Genomic DNA, 16,906 nt, shown 5'->3' with positions numbered 1-16,906 from the left:
GCATACGGATCGGCGTCGACGTGGGCAGTGTCCGCGTCGGCGTCGCCGTGTGCGACCCGGACGGCGTCCTCGCGACGCCGCACGGCACGCTGCGGCGCGCGGGGGACGAGTCCGACATACAGGAGCTCGCCGACCTGGCCGGCGAACGCGACGCACTCGAGGTGATCGTCGGCCTGCCGTTGTCCCTCGACGGCACCGAGCGCGCGGCGGCCGAGGCGGCCCGCGGCTGGGCGAACGCACTGCGCCGCCGCGCCCCGCAGCTCGTGGTCCGGCTGGTCGACGAGCGTATGACGACGGTCGACGCACACCGGGCGATGCGCGCGAGCGGGTTGACCGAGCGGGAGCGTCGCGACGTCGTCGATCAACAGGCAGCTGTGCTGATCCTGCAAGCCGCGCTTGACGCGGAGCGTGTTTCCGGACAACCTGCCGGTGTGATCGTTGGGGGACGCAAGCCACGTCACGGGTCCAGGGCTGACACGGAAAGGTGATGCCGAGTGCCGACCGAACCGAGGGTCCGAGACCCCCAGGTGACGGTGCAGGCGCGGCCGAACGTATGAGCACTCCTCCAGACCGGTCCTCCACGGACGAGTCCGCCCCGCGCACTCGTCGCGAAGCACGCGACCGGGCGCGCCGGGCTGCGGCTGCGGCGTCCGCCACATCGCGTTCCGCCGGGGCCGAACCGCGTTCTGCCGGAACGGGCCGAGGCCGGCGCACGGCACCCTCGACACCACGCACCCCGGCCGCGGCACCGCGCACCGGCCACGCGGACGACGACGAGACCCGGGAGTTCGTCGCCGCCTCGGTGCGTCCCGACACCGCTGCACCGGAACAGGGCGAATGGACCGGCTTCCACGACTGGCAGAGCGAGGACGACGGGCGGCACGGCAGTCACACGTCGTACGAGGAGTTGCAGCGGCACCGACGCCGCAAGGCCGGGCGTTCCTGTCTGTTGCTCATGCTGGTCATGGTCCTGGTGCTCGGCGGGGCGGGCTACGCGGTCAGCAAGGTCGGGCGGATCAGCCTGCCCGGCATGAGCCAGAGCGATCCCGACTACGCCGGCAAGGGCACCGGCACCGCGACCATCGTGGTCAAGGAGGGTGACTCCGGCACCGCCATCGCCCAGAGCCTGCTGAAGGCGGGCGTGGTCAAGTCCACCGGTGCGTTCCTCACAGCCGCCGGTGCGAGCAACCACTTCGGCTCGATCCAGCCGGGGCGTTACACGCTGCGCCAGAAGATGAGCGCGGACGCGGCACTGGCGATGATGCTGGACCCCAAGAGTTTCGCGAGCACCGGCATCACTATCCCCGAGGGACTGTGGGCGTCGCAGATCTTCAGCGTGCTGTCGAAGGCGACCGGGGTGCCGGTGGCCGACTACCAGAAGGTCACCGCCGGATCCCTCGGCCTGCCGCCTGCCGCGGACGGGCACTTGGAGGGATACCTGTTCCCGTCGACATACAACTTCGGCAAGGGCGACACGGCCCTGCAGCAGTTGCGCAGCATGGTCGCGGAATGGCGCAAGAAGGTGGCGCCGCTGCAGATCCCGGACGGTCAGCTGCACGAGGTGATGGTCGAGGCGTCGCTGGTGGAGGCCGAGTCCCGGCTGCCCGCGGACGGGCCGAAGGTCGCGCGCGTGCTGAAGAACCGCGTGTCGCAGGGCATGCCGTTGCAGCTGGACTCGACGATCCACTACGCGGAGAAGAAGCGCGGCACCATCACCACGACGGACGAGGAACGGGCCAAGAAGGGGCCGTACAACTCCTACCTCAACACCGGGTTGCCGCCGACACCGATCAACAACCCGGGGTTGGCCGCGATCAAGGCGGCGCTGCACCCGGCCAACGGCGGCTGGCTCTACTTCGTCACCGTCGATCCGCAGACCGGCAAGACACTCTTCGCCGACACCTACCCGGAGCAGCAGAAGAACGAGCAGGTGTTCCACACATGGTGCAAGCAGCATCCCGGCAAGTGCTGACCCGACACCGGGCGGCGGTGCTCGGCAAGCCCATCGCGCACTCGATGTCCCCGGTGCTGCACCGGGCGGCATACGAGGCGCGCGGTATGGCGGACTGGTCGTACGACGTCCGGGAGTGCGATGCGGCGTCGCTGCGTGACCTGATCGCCGGTCTCGGTCCTACCTGGCGCGGCCTGTCGCTGACGATGCCGCTCAAGGAGGAGGCGTTGCTGATCGCCGACACCGCGAGCGACGTGGCGTTGCGGACCGGCGCCGTCAACACGTTGATCCGCGTCGGCCGCGGCTGGCACGGCGAGAACACCGATGTCATCGGCGTCCGCGAAGCGCTGCGCGGCACGGGTGTCGTCGCCGGTGCCGTCCCGCGCGCGGTGGTGGTCGGTTCCGGCGCCACCGCCCGATCGGCCCTGGCCGCGCTGGCCGACCTCGACGTTCCCGAGGTCGTCTTCGTGGTGCGCAAGAACGTGCGTGCCTCGACGCTGGCGCAGGCTCGTGACCACGGCTTCCGGGTGACCGTCCTGGACGAGACCGAGGGTGCCGCGGCGGTGCTGGAGGCACCCGTGACGGTCAGCACCATTCCGGCGGGTGCCGCCGACTCGCTCGCGGAAACGATGGCCGAGGTGGGCGTCGGCGCCGACGCCGCCGGCGCGGACCGGGTGCTGCTCGACGTCGTGTATGCCGGCTGGCCGACCGTGCTCGCGGCGACTGCCGCGGCATACGGTGCCCGGATCGTGCCGGGCATCGAGATGCTGATCCACCAGGGCGCCGCACAGTTCGAGTTGATGACCGGCAGTCCGGCTCCGCTGGCGGTGATGCAACGCGCCGGTCGCGCGGCCGCGCTGGGCGAGTAGGTCGATACTGTCGTCGGCTACTCGCCGATATCAGCGAGTTCGGGCGAGCAACCAACGACAGTAGGCAGTCGTTCGCTGGGTCCCGAGGAGAGCGGATTCTCGGCATGCGGTGGCGCGGGACGGCCCGGCCGTGTCGCATGAAAAGATCACGACATGCTTCGTTGGTTGACTGCAGGCGAATCCCACGGGCCTGAGCTCACCGCCGTGATCGACGGCCTTCCCGCCGGTATCGGCATCAGCGCCGGTGACCTCGCGGACGCGCTGGCCCGACGCCGGCTCGGTCACGGGCGGGGTGCGCGGATGAAGTTCGAGCAGGACAAGGTCTCGTTCACCGGTGGAGTGCGCCACGGCAGCACCCTCGGATCCCCGATCGCGATCACCATCGAGAACACCGAGTGGCCCAAGTGGCAGGCCGTGATGAACCCGGAGCCGGTCGACCCGGAGGCGCTCGCGGCAGCAGCCGACGTCGGCGCGTCCGGCGAACTCGCGCGCAACCGGCCGCTGACCCGGCCACGACCCGGCCACGCCGACCTCGTCGGCATGCAGAAGTACGGCTTCGACGAGGCCCGTCCGGTGCTCGAGCGTGCCTCCGCCCGCGAGACAGCTGCCCGGGTCGCACTCGGCCGGGTCGCCGCCGCCTACCTGGAGCAGGCGTTCGGCATCCGGCTGGTGTCGCACACGGTCGCCATCGGCGGGGAAGAGGTCTCCGACGACGCCCCGCTGCCCGGACCGGACGACGTGGCAGCGCTGGACGCGGACCCGGTGCGCAGTCTGGACGCCGACGGCTCGGCGCGGATGGTCGCTGTCATCGACGCGGCGAAGAAGGACGGCGACACACTCGGCGGCGTCGTCGAGGTGCTGGCGTATGGCGTGCCGCCGGGTCTCGGGTCGCACGTGCACGGCGATCGCCGGCTCGACGCACAGCTGGCGGGGGCGTTGATGGGCATCCAGGCGATCAAGGGGGTCGAGGTCGGCGACGGTTTCCGGACCGCCGCGCGGCGCGGGTCCGCAGCGCACGACGAGATCGTGCGCGAGGACGGCCGGATCCGCCGGGAGACGAACCGGGCCGGTGGCACCGAGGGCGGTATGTCGACCGGCGAGGTGCTGCGTGTGCGCGCCGCGATGAAACCGATCTCCACCGTGCCACGGGCGTTGAAGACCGTGGATGTCGCGACCGGGGAGGAAGCCACCGCCATACATCAGCGATCCGATGTGTGCGCCGTGCCGGCAGCGGGTGTCGTCGCGGAAGCGATGGTCGCTCTCGTGTTGGCTCAGGCCGTCTCCGAGAAGTTCGGCGGTGACAGCGTGGCCGAGGTGGCGCGCAACCACGAGGCCTACCTCGCATCGATCCCGGAGTTTCTCAAGTGACCGGCCCAGCGGTTGTCCTGATCGGCCCGCCCGGAGCGGGCAAGACAACCGTGGGACGCCTGGTCGCCGAGCAGTTGGCCGTCGGTTTCACCGACACGGACGAGCTCGTGGAGACCGAGCAGCAGACCTCGATCTCGGACATCTTCGTCGAGCAGGGGGAAGCGCTCTTCCGGGCGCTGGAGACCGACGCGGTCGCCCGCGCCGTGGCCGCCGGCGGCGTCGTCGCGGTCGGCGGCGGCGCACCGATGACGCCGGAGACCGCGGAGCTGCTGGACACCCTGCCGGTCGCCTTTCTCGATGTCACGATCTCGGACGCCGCCGGCCGGATCGGGCTGTCCGGGGCACGACCGCTCCTCGCGGTCAACCCTCGCGCGACCTGGACCCGGATGATGGCGGACCGCCGACCGACCTACGAGCGGCTGGCCACCTGGGTGGTCGAGACCGGTGGGCGGAGCGCGGCCGACGTGGCAGCTGACGTGGTTGCGAGCGTACGCGGATCATGAGTGATACCAAGGTCATTCGCGTCGGCGACGACTACGACGTAGTCATCGGGCGCGGGGTGCTCGCGGAGGTCGTGTCGCGTGTTCCGGACGGTGCCCAGCGGGTGCTGATCGTCCACGCTCCGGTGCTGACGGATGCCGCCACGCGCCTCGCCGAGCAGGCCCGCGAGCACGGGATGCGGCCCACCAGTGTGGAGTTGCCGGACGCGGAAGCGGCCAAGACGGTCGACGTCGCCGCCCGGCTCTGGTCGGTGTTGGCGGAGGCGGGATTCACCCGCACCGATGCCGTGATCGCCCTCGGCGGGGGAGCTACGACCGACCTCGGCGGTTTCGTGGCCGCGACCTGGCTGCGCGGTGTCCCGGTGGTGCAGGTGCCGTCGACGGTGCTCGGCATGGTCGACGCGGCGGTGGGCGGCAAGACCGGCATCAACATTCCCGAGGGGAAGAACCTGGTCGGTTCCTTCCATCCGCCGGCCGCCGTCGTCTGTGACCTGGAGCTGCTGCGGACGCTGCCGCACGCCGACGTGGTCGCCGGCCTGGCCGAGGTCGTCAAGTGCGGGTTCATCTCCGACTCGCAGATTCTGCGGCTCGCGGCGGACCCGGAGGCGGCGACCGACGTCGACGGTGTCGTCCTGCCGGAGCTCGTCGCACGCGCCGTCCAGGTGAAGGCCGACGTGGTCGCGTCGGACCTGCGTGAGGCGGGCCTGCGGGAGATCCTGAACTACGGCCACACCTTCGCGCACGCCATCGAGCAGGTGTCCGGGTTCAGCTGGCGGCACGGCGACGCCGTCGCGGTCGGCATGGTCTATGCCGCGGAGCTGGCCCGACGGTCCGGACTGATGGACGACGCACTCGTCCGGCGGCACCGAGAAGTGTTGCAGGCGTTGGGATTGCCCACGTCATACCCCGTCACCGGCGACGTCGACCAGCGCTGGACTGCGCTGCGTGCCGCGATGGGACGCGACAAGAAGACTCGTGGCTCGACGTTGCGGTTCGTGGCCCTGACCGCAGTGGGTGCGCCGACGCGGCTCGTCGGGCCGGAGGAGAGCCTGCTGCGCGAGACGTTCGACGCGGTGCGTCAGGATTCCTGACCCGCCATACCCGTGGCGGCGGCCCGTCGCCGGACAAGCGACCGCCCGCTGAGTTCGGCCGTCAACCACTCCAACGGACCCTTACCGACGAACCTGGCCCACAGCCAGCTGATGGCCAGACAGCCGATCACGAACACGGCCGCCGGCCTCCAGCCGATCGACATTCCCGGCGGCGGGTGCTGCACGAGCAGCCGCAGCATCACGAACTGCAGGGCGTATGCCGACAGCGCGACCGTGCCGATCGCGGCGACCGGGCGCAGCACGATGTGTGCGGCCCGGCGCCATCCGTGCGCCGACCCGACGACGGCACACACCCCCGCGAACACGAGCGTGCTGAGTGCCAGATCGTGGGTGTTGTCGATCCATCGCCCGGGTTCGGTCGACAGGTGCAGTGCCTTCCCGGCAACCCAGCCGGCCATTCCCACTGCACCGATAGCCGCGGTGGCGCGCAGCGTGGACGGTCTGGTGTGGCCGACCCGACCGAGGACGACGCCGAGCAGGAAGAGCGGCAGCAGGGCGGTGACCCGGTAATGCGGGTCGCTGAGTACGTAGAGGTGCAGCCAGGCACCGGGGTCGTGCCAGGACGCCGTGTCGGTGCCGCCCGGCTGGGTGTTGAGCAACTGCAGCAGCCAGGTTGCGGCAGCGAGAGCAGCGAGCAGGCGGGGCCGCAGGAACATCAGGAGGGCCCCGATCAGCGCGGTCAGGCCGAGCGGTTGCAGCACGAGCGCGATCCAGACGTGGAACTGCAGCAGCAGCTCGCCCAGCACGATCAGCAGCACGGCTCGCACCGCGAAGTGTGCGGCCGTCGGCCACCGCGGCTGACTCCGGGACAGCACCCTGCGGGCGACCAGCCCGGCCGAGACGCCCATGACCAGCGCGAAGAGCGGTGAGGCCAGGTCGTTGATCTCGCCGAGCAACCGGTTCACCGGACCGGGCGCGACGAACCAGGGGTGCGCGTGGGCGATGACCATGGCGACGATCGCGACGCCGCGGGCGGCATCCAGGCCCAGGTCCCGTCGGACGGGACGGCTGCCGGACCGGGTGTCATTGCTCACGTTCAGGGAGTATGCCGGAGCATTCGCCCGAGCGGGTCGGTCTCGGACGGTGCCGGCGTACAGTTCGGGACATGCAGCTGAGCGCGGTCCGTGCCGACATCACCACATTGGCGGTGGATGCCGTTGTCAATGCTGCAAATTCGTCGCTTCTGGGTGGCGGGGGCGTGGACGGCGCGATCCACGGTGCGGGCGGACCGGAGATCCTGCGGGAATGCCGGGAGTTGCGGGCGTCGCGCTACCCGAACGGCATGCCGACCGGGCAGGCGGTGGCCTCGACCGCCGGGAAACTGCCCGCTACCTGGGTGATCCACACGGTCGGGCCCGTCTTCACCACGCGGGAGGACCGGTCGACGCTGCTGGCCGACTGCTATCGCAACTCGCTGCGGGTCGCGGACGAGCTCGGTGCCCGAACGGTGGCGTTCCCGGCCGTCTCCGCCGGCATCTTCGGCTGGCCGATGGACGACGCGGCGCGGATCGCCGTACACACGGTCCGGACGAGCACCGCGGCCGTACAGGAGGTCGTCTTCGCGCTCTTCTCGGTCGACGCACTGGCCGCGTTCGAGGCCGCGCTGGCGGACGGGTGATCCAGCGGCGACCGACGAACCGCTAGACTTGTGTCCTCCCGCCGCCTGACGCGGCTGCCGCACGCCCTGATGCAGGTAGCCCGTGGCGCGGCGCGTCATACGTAGTTCGAGCGCCGAAGGCGTCCGTCGATCCGAAAGAGAAGAGCGAAACGTGGCATCCACCAACGACCTGAAGAACGGTCTGGTCCTCAAGATCGACAACCAGCTGTGGTCCGTGGTCGAGTTCCAGCACGTGAAGCCCGGCAAGGGCCCGGCCTTCGTGCGCACCAAGCTGAAGAACGTCCTGTCCGGCAAGACCGTCGACAAGACCTTCAACGCGGGTGTCAAGGTGGAGACCGCCAGCGTCGACCGTTCCGACATGCAGTACCTCTACAACGACGGCACCGACTACATCTTCATGGACACCAAGACTTACGACCAGCTGCCGATCTCGGCCGCCACCGTGGGCAAGGCCGCCGACTACTTGCTGGAGAACCAGGAAGCCATCGTCGCGCAGCACGACGGTTCGGTCCTGTATGTCGAGCTCCCGGCCTCGGTCGTCCTCGAGATCACCCACACCGAGCCGGGCCTGCAGGGCGACCGCTCGTCCGGCGGCACCAAGCCCGCCACGCTGGAGACCGGTGCCGAGATCCAGGTGCCGCTGTTCCTCGAGCAGGGCACCAAGGTCAAGGTCGACACCCGCGACGGGTCCTACCTGGGCCGCGTCAGCTGACGATGCCGGAAACCCCCCGCGACACACCCGCCCGCCGCGGCTCCCGCAGCAAGGCACGCAAGAAGGCGCTCGACCTGCTCTTCGAGGCCGAGCAGCGCGGGATCAACGCGCGCGAGCTCGTCGACCAGCGGGTCGACGTGCCCACCACACAGACGCCGCTGCCGGACTACACAGTGCAGATCGTGCGTGGTGTCGTCGATCACTGGGCCGCGATCAACGACGCCCTGCAGACCTACAGCACGAGCGACTGGCCGCCGGAGCGGATGCCCGCGGTCGACCGCTCGTTGCTGCGGGCGGCGACCTGGGAGCTGGTCTGGGCCGACGGTGTCGACAGCCCGGTCGTGATCTCCGAGGCCGTGAAGCTGGCGCAGGAACTGTCGACCGACAGCTCGCCGAAGTTCGTCAACGGCCTGCTCGACAAGATCGCCGCCGTCAAGCAGTCACTCGTCTGACGGAGCCGATCCGGTGCTCGGCGGGTCGTAGTCGCGTGACGACCGAACTTCCCCGCACTGGGTTGGTGACGACCGCCCCGACCGTGCACAGCACACGGTGGGCGGTCGTCGACCTGGCGCGCGGCCTCGCCATCGTGGCGGTCGTCGCGTTCCACCTCACCTGGGACCTGGGCGATCTCGGGTTCATCTCCTGGCGGATCAGCGCGCACCCGTCGGGAAAGGTCATCGCGCACGTCATCGCCGGATCCTTCCTGTTCCTCGTCGGCGTCTCCCTCGTGCTCGCGCACCGGCGGGGGATCCGGTGGCGGTCCTTCTGCCGACGCGAGGTGCAACTCGTCGCCCTGGCACTCGTCATCACCGCGTTCAGTGCCATCTACCAACCCCGTGAAGTCGTCACCTTCGGCATCCTGCACGCGATCGCGCTGGTGTCGGTGATCGCCGTGCCCACGGTGCGCGCGCCGCGGTGGGTCCCGTGGTCGCTCGCGATCATCGCGCTGGTGCTGCCGTGGCTGGTGCACCTGACCGGCCGATCACCCTGGATCTCGTGGACCGGTCTCGCGGACGGCAGCCGGCCGTCGCTGGACTGGCAGCCCGTCCTGCCGTGGATCGCGTTGACCTTCCTGGGGATCGGCGTGATGCGCTGGGTCCTGGCTGCCGGCGAGGAAGTGACGACAGTAGCGAGATTGCAGGCTTGGACACCCGCGCCGGGACCACTGTCCTGGTTGGCGACGTCGGGTCGTCATACGCTCGCGATCTACGTGCTGCACCAGCCGCTGCTGTATGGCGCGCTCTCGCTCCTGTCGTGACCGGCAGGTGGACGTGGTGCGGGCCACACCGGCGGCAGCGGTAGTCTTGTCGGCGTTCGACATCCTTTAACGATTCCGTCCCGTGAGGCGGCGAAGGAGGTCTACGACGCATGGAGCGTCCTGACTTTGCTGTACCCGGACCCGACGAGGCTTCCGCCCCGGGCCGCACCGTTCTCAATTCTTCCGACATCGCCCGCGCGCTGCGCCGCATCGCGCACGAGATCGTCGAGCACAACAAGGGCGTGCAGGATCTGGTGGTCCTCGGCATCCCGACCCGCGGCGAGGCACTGGCACACCGGATCGTCGCGTTGCTGCGCGAGATCGAGGGTGCCGACGTGCCCGTCGGGTCGCTCGACACGACGATGTACCGCGACGACCTGCGCACCCAGCCGACCCGTGCGGTCGGCGCGACCTCCGTGCCCGAGGGTGGGGTCGACGGAAAGATCGTCGTCCTCGTCGACGACGTGCTCTACTCCGGCCGCACGGTCCGCGCCGCACTCGACGCCCTGGGCGACCTCGGCCGACCGCGCGCCGTGCGCCTGGCGGTCCTGGTCGACCGGGGCCACCGCGAGCTGCCGATCCGCGCCGATCACGTCGGCAAGAACCTCCCCACCGCCCGGTCCGAGCGGGTCAGGGTGCGACTGGCCGACCCGGACGGTGTCGAGGAAGTTCGCATCGCGACATCCGACGGGGGAGCATCATGAAGCACCTGCTGTCCGCGGCGGACCTCAGCTGCGACGACGCCCAGCAGATCCTGACCACTGCCGCACAGATGCATGACGTGCAGCGGCGCGAGGTCAAGAAGCTGCCGGTGCTGCGCGGCCGCACGGTCGTCAACCTCTTCTTCGAGGACTCCACCCGGACCCGGTCGTCCTTCGAGATCGCCGGCAAGTGGCTGTCCGCCGATGTCATCAACGTGTCGGCGAAGGGTTCGTCGGTGAGCAAGGGCGAGTCGTTGCGCGACACCGCGATGACCGTCGCCGCCATGGGCGTGGACGCTCTCGTCATACGCCACCACGCGAGCGGTGCACCACTGCAGGTGACCGACTGGGTGGACGCCGCGGTCATCAACGCAGGCGACGGCACGCACGAGCACCCCACGCAGGCGCTGCTCGACGCCTACACGATGCAGGCCCGTCTCGGCGATCTCGCGGGCAAGCGGATCGGCATTATCGGCGACCTCACCCACTCGCGGGTCGTGCGCAGCAACCTGATCCTGCTGCGCACTCTCGGCGCCGAGGTCACCCTGGTTGCGCCGCCGACGCTGATGCCCAGCGGTATCGCGAACTGGGCTGCGGCGGAAGGTTTTTCGTACAGCTACGACTTCGACGAGGTCCTCCCGAAACTGGACGCCGCGATGATGCTGCGCGTTCAGAAGGAGCGTATGACGGGAGGCTTCTTCCCGACGCCACGCGAATACACGGTCGGCTACGGCCTGACCCGCGACCGGCTGCGCGCGCTGCCCGAACACGCGGTGATCTGCCACCCGGGGCCGATGAACCGCGGGCTGGAGATCACCGCCGACGCGGCGGACGAGGCCCGCTCGCTCATCCTCGACCAGGTGTCGGCCGGTGTCGCGGTGCGGATGAGCGTGCTCTACCACCTGCTCGGAGGGGCGGAACAAGCATGAGTGACAACGATCTGAAGAGCTACCTCGTCAAGGGCGCCGACCTGCTCGGCACCGGGCGGCAGGACGTGCTGGTCGAGAACGGCGTGATCGCCGAGGTCGGCACGATCTCCGCGGGCGACGCCACGGTGATCGACGCGGACGGGCTGGTCGCCCTGCCCGGACTCGTCGACCTGCACACGCACCTGCGCGAGCCGGGCCGGGAGGACGCCGAGACGGTCGCCACCGGTTCGGCCGCCGCGGCCGCCGGTGGATTCACCGCCGTGCTCGCGATGGCCAACACCAACCCCGTGACGGACACCGCCGAAGCGGCGGAGCGGGTGCTCGAGCTCGGCCGCGCCTGCGGGCTGGTCGACGTGCAGCCGGTCGGGGCCGTGTCGAAGGGACTGGCCGGTGAGGAACTCGCCGAGCTGGGTCTCATGGCGCGCAGCCGCGCGGCGGTGCGGGTCTTCTCCGACGACGGCAAGTGCGTGCACGACGCGCGACTGATGCGCCGCGCGTTGGAATACGTGAAGACCTTCGGTGGCGTCGTGTCCCAGCACGCTCAGGAACCCCGGCTGGCCGACGCGGGCGCGTGCTGCCACGAGGGCGAGCTGTCCGGCCGGCTCGGTCTGCCCGGCTGGCCCGGGGTTGCCGAAGAGGTCATCGTCGCCCGTGACGTGATGCTGGCCCGGCATACCGGCTCCCGGGTGCACATTGCCCACGTCTCCACCGCGGGCTCGGTCGAGGTGTTGCGCTGGGCGAAGTCACAGGGCATCGCGGTCACCGCGGAGGTCACGCCGCACCACCTGATGCTGGAGACCGAGTTGCTGTCCGGCTACGACCCGACCTACAAGGTCAACCCGCCGTTGCGACCTGCCGAGGACATCGCAGAACTGCGAAAAGCCTTGGCGGACGGGACGATCGATGCCGTCGCGACCGACCATGCGCCGCACGCCCGGCATGACAAGGAGCACGCGTTCGCCGAGGCGGCGTTCGGCATGCTCGGTCTGGAGCAGGCCGTCCAGGTCGTCAACACGACGATGGTGCAGACCGGGCTGATGAGCTGGAAGCAGGTCGCGGCTGCGATGTCGATCACTCCGGCGCGCATCGCCGGACTCACCGATCACGGACGTCCGCTCGCCGTGGGTGAGCCCGCCAACCTCACGCTGATCGACCCGACGGCAACGGTCGAGGTCGACCGCGCCGCCTCGCGCTCGCTCTCGCGGAACAACCCATGGCACGCCATGACACTCACCGGCCGGGTGCAGTCCACGCTGCTGCGTGGTCGACCGACCCTGCTCGACCAGGAGGTATCCGCATGACGACCCCGACAACTCACACCGACCCGTTGACCGGCCGCGGCCGCGCCACCCTCGTCCTCGAGGACGGCACCGTCTTCACCGGCCAGGCGTACGGCGCCATCGGTGAGACCTTCGGCGAAGCGGTGTTCTCGACCGGGATGACCGGCTACCAGGAGACGCTGACCGACCCCAGCTACCACCGGCAGGTGGTGGTGATGACCGCACCGCACATCGGCAACACCGGTGTGAACGATGAGGATCCGGAGTCCCGGCGCATCTGGGTGAGCGGCTATGTGGTGCGCGACCCCTCCCCGCGACCGTCCAACTGGCGTTCGCAGCGCACGCTGGAGGACGAGCTCGCCGAGCAGGGTGTCGTCGGCATCTGCGACATCGACACCCGGGCGCTCACGCGGCACCTGCGCGAGGCGGGTGCCATGCGGGTCGGCATCTTCTCCGGGGCCGCCGACTCCGTCGAGGCACTGACCCAGCGGGTGCGCGAGCAACCGCAGATGGCCGGCGCCGAGTTGGCCTCCGAGGTCAGCACCGACGAGCCGTATGTCGTTCCGGCGCAAGGGGAGCGGCGCTTCACCGTTGCTGCCCTTGACCTCGGCATCAAGGCGATGACGCCGCAACTGCTCGCCGAACGTGGCATCGAGGTGCACGTGCTGCCCGCAGACAGCACCTTCGAGCAGATCCGGGCGGTGCAGCCGGACGGCGTGTTCTTCTCCAACGGCCCGGGTGACCCGGCGACCGCACCACAGGTCGAGGTCCTGCAGCAGGTGCTGGCGGCCGAGATCCCGTTCTTCGGGATCTGCTTCGGCAACCAGTTGCTCGGCCGCGCACTCGGATTCGGCACCTACAAGCTGAAGTACGGCCACCGTGGCATCAACCAGCCGGTGCTCGACCGCACCACTGGCAAGGTCGAGGTGACCGCGCACAACCACGGATTCGCGGTCGACGCGCCGCGCGGTGGTGAGCCGGTGCAGGCGCCGGCAGGCGAGCAGTTCGGTCGGGTGCGTGTCTCGCACATCTGCCTGAACGACGATGTCGTCGAAGGCCTGGAATGCCTTGACATTCCTGCCTTCTCGGTCCAATACCACCCCGAGGCGGCGGCCGGTCCACACGATGCGGCATACCTCTTCGACCGATTCACGGAGTTGCTGGAGCATGCTGGTCGAGTGCCGGAGGAGCGCAGCGGGGGAGGTGTATCGAGACCGGGTGCGACCGATCCGAAACGTGGTCTCGATACCGGCTCGCCCTACTCGACCAGCATGAAGAAGGAGAACAACTGATGCCGAAGCGGGACGACATCAAGAGCGTGCTGGTCATCGGGTCCGGCCCGATCGTCATCGGCCAGGCGTGCGAGTTCGACTACTCGGGTACCCAGGCGTGCCGGGTGCTGCGCGAAGAGGGCCTGCGCGTCGTGCTGGTCAACTCGAACCCGGCGACGATCATGACCGACCCGGAGTTCGCGGACGCGACCTACGTCGAGCCGATCACCCCCGAGGTCGTCGAGACGATCATCGCCAAGGAACGCCCGGACGCCGTGCTGGCGACACTGGGCGGTCAGACGGCACTCAACACGGCGATCGCGTTGCACGACGCAGGTGTGCTCGAGAAGTACAACTGCCCGCTGATCGGCGCGAGTGTCGAGGCCATCCAGCTGGGCGAGGACCGCGAGCGGTTCAAGGGCGTCGTCGAGCGCTGTGGTGCAGAGTCGGCCAAGTCGATCATCTGCCACACCATGGACGAATGCATCTCTGCCGCAAGCGAACTCGGCTACCCGATGGTCGTGCGCCCGTCGTTCACCATGGGCGGACTCGGCTCCGGCTTCGCGTATGACGAGCGGGATCTGCGGCGGATCGCCGGCGCCGGACTGCACGCCAGCCCGACCACCGAGGTGCTCCTCGAGGAGTCGATCCTGGGCTGGAAGGAGTACGAGCTGGAGGTCATGCGCGACCACGCCGACAACGTCGTGGTCGTCTGCTCGATCGAGAACGTCGACCCGGTCGGTGTGCACACCGGTGACTCGATCACGGTGGCTCCCGCGCTGACGCTCACGGACCGTGAGTACCAGAAGATGCGCGACATCGGCATCGCGGTCATCCGTGAGGTCGGGGTCGAGACCGGCGGCTGCAACATCCAGTTCGCGATCGATCCGGAGACGGGCCGCATCATCGTCATCGAGATGAACCCGCGTGTGTCCCGGTCGTCCGCATTGGCCTCCAAGGCAACGGGATTCCCGATCGCGAAGATCGCCGCGAAGATGGCGATCGGTTACACCCTCGACGAGGTGCCCAACGACATCACTCGGGAGACGCCGGCCAGCTTCGAGCCGACGCTCGACTATGTCGTGGTCAAGGTGCCGCGCTTCGCCTTCGAGAAGTTCCCGGCGGCGGACCCGACTCTCACGACGACCATGAAGTCGGTGGGTGAGGCGATGGCCATCGGTCGCAACTTCACCGAGGCACTGCAGAAGGCGCTGCGCTCCTTGGAGCGCAGCGGCTCGGTGTTCCACTGGGACCCGGACAATGCACCGAGTCGTGAGATGGGGCTGGCCCTGCTGGAGCAGGCCGCGACCCCGACCGACGGTCGAATCGTGTTGGTGCAGCAGGCGCTTCGTGCCGGGCTGAGCGTCGAGGAGGTCTTCGACATCACCAAGATCGACCCCTGGTTCCTCGACCAGATCCAGCTGATCAACACCATGGCCGGCGTTCTCGCCGACGCGGACCAGCTGACCCCCGAGCTGTTGAAGCTCGCGAAGCGACACGGGTTCTCGGACCAGCAGATCGCCCAGCTGGCCGAGATGCCCGAGGCAGTCGTGCGCGGGCTGCGCTATGCGCTCGGTGTGCGACCGGTCTACAAGACCGTCGACACCTGCGCTGCGGAGTTCGCCGCGCAGACGCCGTACTACTACTCCAGCTACGACCAGGAGTCCGAAGTGCTGCCGCGGGAACGGCCCGCGGTGCTCATCCTCGGCTCCGGCCCGAACCGGATCGGCCAGGGTGTCGAGTTCGACTACTCGTGCGTCCACGCGTCGTTCGCCTTGCAGGACAAGGGATTCGACACGGTCATGGTCAACTGCAACCCGGAGACGGTGTCGACCGACTACGACACGTCCAGCAGGCTCTACTTCGAGCCGCTGACACTGGAGGACGTCCTCGAGGTCGTGCACGCCGAGCAGCAAGCCGGTCCGGTCGCCGGCGTCATCGTGCAGCTCGGTGGTCAGACGCCGCTGGGTCTTGCGCAGGCGCTCAAGGATGCGGGTGTGCCGATCGTCGGCACCTCGCCCGAGGCGATCGACCTGGCCGAGGACCGTGGCGCGTTCGGCCGTGTGCTGGCGGAGGCGGACCTGCCCTCGCCGAAGCACGGCACGGCATACAGCGTCGACGAGGCACTCGCCGTCGCACACGAGATCGGCTATCCGGTGCTGGTCCGTCCGTCCTACGTGCTGGGCGGCCGCGGCATGGAGATCGTGTACGACGACGCCACCCTGAACGACTACGTCACCCGCGCCACCCATGCCTCGAGCGACCACCCGGTGCTGGTCGACCGCTTCCTGGACGACGCGATCGAGATCGACGTCGACGCGGTGTTCGACGGCACCGACATGTATCTCGGCGGCATCATGGAGCACATCGAGGAAGCCGGGATCCACTCCGGTGACTCCGCCTGTGCGCTGCCGCCGGTGACATTGGGAGCCGAGGAGATCGAGCGCGTCCGCGCGTCCACCCGGGCGTTGGCCGAGGGTGTCGGCGTGCGCGGGCTGATCAACGTGCAGTACGCCCTGGCGCACGACACGCTCTACGTACTCGAGGCCAACCCGCGGGCGAGCCGGACGGTGCCGTTCGTCGCCAAGGCGACCGGTGTCCCGTTGGCCAAGGCGGCGGCCCGGGTGATGCTGGGGGAGTCGATCCAGCAGTTGCGTGAGGACGGACTGCTGCCGCCCGTGGGCGACGGCGGCATGTTGCCCGCCGAGTCGTCGGTCGCGGTCAAGGAGGCGGTGTTGCCGTTCAAGCGGTTCCGCACCAAGGAGGGCGAGGTCGTCGACAGCCTGCTCGGCCCGGAGATGCGCTCGACGGGCGAGGTCATGGGCTTCGACGACGACTTCGGCTCGGCATTCGCCAAGAGCCAACTCGGCTCGGTGACCGGTCTCCCGCGGGAAGGATCGATCTTCGTCTCGGTGGCCAACCGCGACAAGCGGGCGATGATCTTCCCGGTCAAGCGACTCGCCGACCTCGGCTTCGGCATCCTGGCCACCGCGGGTACGGCGGATGTGTTGCGACGCAACGGAATTCAGGCCGACGTGGTGCGCAAGCACAGTGAGGGACCCGGCGTGAACGGCGAACCCACGATCGTCGACCGGATCGAGGCGGGGGACGTGGCGATGGTGGTCAACACCCCGTCCGGACAGGGCGCCCGCGCCGACGGATACGCCATCCGTGCGGCGACCACGAGCATGGACCGGCCGATCATCACGACAGTCCAACAACTGGCTGCGGCTGTCCAGGGCATCGAGGCACAGCTCGCCGGGCCGTTCCGGGTGAAGCCGTTGCAGACACATGCACGAGAGCTCGACCTCTACGGCCGCGGTCGCGGCTGACCGGA

At 69.3% G+C, this 16,906-nt stretch carries 16 protein-coding genes; 15 read left to right on the top strand and 1 reads right to left on the bottom strand.

The window, feature by feature from the left end; translation table 11 throughout:
• The first annotated feature begins 20 nt into the window (after positions 1-20).
• From ruvX to aroB, 6 genes are all read left to right on the top strand, one after another.
• Positions 21-488: a Holliday junction resolvase RuvX gene (gene ruvX, locus ACZ50J_RS13670; protein ID WP_464297703.1), complete on the top strand. Its 468-nt coding sequence runs from the start codon at positions 21-23 to the stop codon at positions 486-488.
• Positions 489-553: 65 nt separating this feature from the next.
• Positions 554-1,972, top strand: coding sequence for an endolytic transglycosylase MltG (gene mltG / locus ACZ50J_RS13665; protein ID WP_464297702.1), 1,419 nt, complete (start codon positions 554-556; stop codon positions 1,970-1,972).
• Positions 1,942-2,820, top strand: coding sequence for a shikimate dehydrogenase (locus tag ACZ50J_RS13660; protein WP_464297701.1), 879 nt, complete (start codon positions 1,942-1,944; stop codon positions 2,818-2,820). Before mltG ends, ACZ50J_RS13660 begins: the two co-directional genes overlap by 31 nt.
• A gap of 153 nt (positions 2,821-2,973) precedes the next feature.
• The gene (gene aroC, locus ACZ50J_RS13655; protein ID WP_464297700.1) at positions 2,974-4,188 is read left to right on the top strand and encodes a chorismate synthase; all 1,215 of its coding nucleotides are present in this window, start codon (positions 2,974-2,976) and stop codon (positions 4,186-4,188) included.
• Positions 4,185-4,691: a shikimate kinase gene (locus ACZ50J_RS13650; protein ID WP_464297699.1), complete on the top strand. Its 507-nt coding sequence runs from the start codon at positions 4,185-4,187 to the stop codon at positions 4,689-4,691. The genes aroC and ACZ50J_RS13650 overlap by 4 nt, the downstream gene beginning before the upstream one ends.
• Positions 4,688-5,779, top strand: coding sequence for a 3-dehydroquinate synthase (gene aroB, locus ACZ50J_RS13645; protein WP_464297698.1), 1,092 nt, complete (start codon positions 4,688-4,690; stop codon positions 5,777-5,779). The genes ACZ50J_RS13650 and aroB overlap by 4 nt, the downstream gene beginning before the upstream one ends.
• On the opposite strand, the gene ACZ50J_RS13640 is transcribed toward aroB, so the two are convergent.
• Positions 5,767-6,834: a DUF418 domain-containing protein gene (locus ACZ50J_RS13640; RefSeq protein WP_464297697.1), complete on the bottom strand. Its 1,068-nt coding sequence runs from the start codon at positions 6,832-6,834 to the stop codon at positions 5,767-5,769. The two genes, aroB and ACZ50J_RS13640, sit on opposite strands and share 13 nt — an antisense overlap.
• Positions 6,835-6,905: 71 nt before the next feature.
• Between ACZ50J_RS13640 and ACZ50J_RS13635 the strand changes: the two genes are divergently transcribed.
• The 9 genes from ACZ50J_RS13635 to carB all read left to right on the top strand — a co-directional run bounded on the left by ACZ50J_RS13635 (position 6,906) and on the right by carB (position 16,901).
• Positions 6,906-7,418, top strand: a complete 513-nt coding sequence (locus tag ACZ50J_RS13635; protein ID WP_464297696.1) for an O-acetyl-ADP-ribose deacetylase — start codon at positions 6,906-6,908, stop codon at positions 7,416-7,418.
• A 151-nt stretch (positions 7,419-7,569) separates the two neighbouring features.
• Complete coding sequence (gene efp, locus ACZ50J_RS13630; protein WP_464297695.1) at positions 7,570-8,130, top strand: elongation factor P; 561 nt, start codon at positions 7,570-7,572, stop codon at positions 8,128-8,130.
• A gap of 2 nt (positions 8,131-8,132) precedes the next feature.
• Entirely contained in the window at positions 8,133-8,582 is a 450-nt protein-coding gene (gene nusB / locus ACZ50J_RS13625) for a transcription antitermination factor NusB (protein WP_464297694.1), read from the top strand.
• A gap of 65 nt (positions 8,583-8,647) precedes the next feature.
• On the top strand, positions 8,648-9,388 hold the full coding sequence (locus ACZ50J_RS13620; protein ID WP_464297693.1) for an acetyltransferase domain-containing protein: 741 nt from the start codon (positions 8,648-8,650) through the stop codon (positions 9,386-9,388).
• Positions 9,389-9,498: 110 nt separating this feature from the next.
• A complete protein-coding gene (pyrR, locus tag ACZ50J_RS13615) occupies positions 9,499-10,092 on the top strand; it encodes a bifunctional pyr operon transcriptional regulator/uracil phosphoribosyltransferase PyrR (protein WP_464297692.1) in 594 nt (197 codons plus the stop codon).
• A complete protein-coding gene (locus tag ACZ50J_RS13610) occupies positions 10,089-11,018 on the top strand; it encodes an aspartate carbamoyltransferase catalytic subunit (protein WP_464297691.1) in 930 nt (309 codons plus the stop codon). Before pyrR ends, ACZ50J_RS13610 begins: the two co-directional genes overlap by 4 nt.
• Positions 11,015-12,319, top strand: a complete 1,305-nt coding sequence (locus ACZ50J_RS13605) for a dihydroorotase (protein WP_464297690.1) — start codon at positions 11,015-11,017, stop codon at positions 12,317-12,319. Before ACZ50J_RS13610 ends, ACZ50J_RS13605 begins: the two co-directional genes overlap by 4 nt.
• Positions 12,316-13,590, top strand: coding sequence for a glutamine-hydrolyzing carbamoyl-phosphate synthase small subunit (gene carA / locus ACZ50J_RS13600; protein ID WP_464297689.1), 1,275 nt, complete (start codon positions 12,316-12,318; stop codon positions 13,588-13,590). Before ACZ50J_RS13605 ends, carA begins: the two co-directional genes overlap by 4 nt.
• Entirely contained in the window at positions 13,590-16,901 is a 3,312-nt protein-coding gene (carB, locus tag ACZ50J_RS13595; RefSeq protein WP_464297688.1) for a carbamoyl-phosphate synthase large subunit, read from the top strand. The genes carA and carB overlap by 1 nt, the downstream gene beginning before the upstream one ends.
• Positions 16,902-16,906 lie beyond the last annotated feature (5 nt).

The organism is Flexivirga sp. G2, from assembly GCF_055397625.1.
This window is presented reverse-complemented; position numbering and strand designations above follow the sequence as displayed.

Coding starts and splice junctions, on each gene's coding strand:
- mltG (WP_464297702.1), top strand. CDS start 554: ATGAGCACTCCTCCAGACCGGTCCTCCACGGACGAGTCCGCCCCGCGC.
- ACZ50J_RS13660 (WP_464297701.1), top strand. CDS start 1,942: ATGGTGCAAGCAGCATCCCGGCAAGTGCTGACCCGACACCGGGCGGCG.
- aroC (WP_464297700.1), top strand. CDS start 2,974: ATGCTTCGTTGGTTGACTGCAGGCGAATCCCACGGGCCTGAGCTCACC.
- aroB (WP_464297698.1), top strand. CDS start 4,688: ATGAGTGATACCAAGGTCATTCGCGTCGGCGACGACTACGACGTAGTC.
- ACZ50J_RS13635 (WP_464297696.1), top strand. CDS start 6,906: ATGCAGCTGAGCGCGGTCCGTGCCGACATCACCACATTGGCGGTGGAT.
- nusB (WP_464297694.1), top strand. CDS start 8,133: ATGCCGGAAACCCCCCGCGACACACCCGCCCGCCGCGGCTCCCGCAGC.
- pyrR (WP_464297692.1), top strand. CDS start 9,499: ATGGAGCGTCCTGACTTTGCTGTACCCGGACCCGACGAGGCTTCCGCC.
- ACZ50J_RS13610 (WP_464297691.1), top strand. CDS start 10,089: ATGAAGCACCTGCTGTCCGCGGCGGACCTCAGCTGCGACGACGCCCAG.
- ACZ50J_RS13605 (WP_464297690.1), top strand. CDS start 11,015: ATGAGTGACAACGATCTGAAGAGCTACCTCGTCAAGGGCGCCGACCTG.
- carA (WP_464297689.1), top strand. CDS start 12,316: ATGACGACCCCGACAACTCACACCGACCCGTTGACCGGCCGCGGCCGC.
- carB (WP_464297688.1), top strand. CDS start 13,590: ATGCCGAAGCGGGACGACATCAAGAGCGTGCTGGTCATCGGGTCCGGC.